This is a genomic window from Campylobacter sp. TTU-622 (genome assembly GCF_016598965.1).
Taxonomy (GTDB): Bacteria; Campylobacterota; Campylobacteria; order Campylobacterales; family Campylobacteraceae; genus Campylobacter_D.
This window is the reverse complement of sequence record NZ_JAENKR010000210.1, coordinates 1-533: the sequence shown is the minus strand read 5'-3', so window position 1 is coordinate 533 and position 533 is coordinate 1. Positions and strand designations below refer to the sequence as shown.

The window sequence follows — 533 nt, the reverse complement described above, 5'->3', positions numbered from 1 at the left end:
ACACACTAAAAGCCCTAAAAACGTGATAGGACCGACTAAAGCTGTACTTATAGAAGTTAATATAGCTATAATTATCATAAGATGCTTTATAGTTCTATGATAATTAATTCCTAAATTGATACTTAAGTCTTTACCCAAAATTAATGGATCTAAAAATTTTAAATATTTAATAACAAAAATAATACTAATTAATGTAATAATACTTGCTAAAAATAAAACATCAATTGCAATATTATCAAAACTAGCAAACATTCTTCCTTGGATAATCATAAACTCATCAGGATCAATTAAAACTTCAAAAAAAGTTCCCAAGGTAGAAAAAAATGTTCCAAAAATAATTCCTAAAAGCATAATTAAATAAATATTTCTTTCATTTTTAAAAAGAAGCTTATATAAAAGTAAAGAAAAGATTATCATACAAAATAAAGAAATTAAGAAATTAATATTTTCTTTATACACAATTAAATTTGTAGAACCTAGGATAAAGATTAAACAAGATTGTAAAAGCGTATATAAAGAATCAAGTCCTATAA

1 pseudogene is annotated in these 533 nt (G+C 22.3%); it reads right to left on the bottom strand.

Annotated features, from left to right (window positions below):
- Positions 1–533 (bottom strand): annotated as a pseudogene (gene ceuC, locus JG677_RS08520) (enterochelin ABC transporter permease CeuC); the annotation flags it as partial.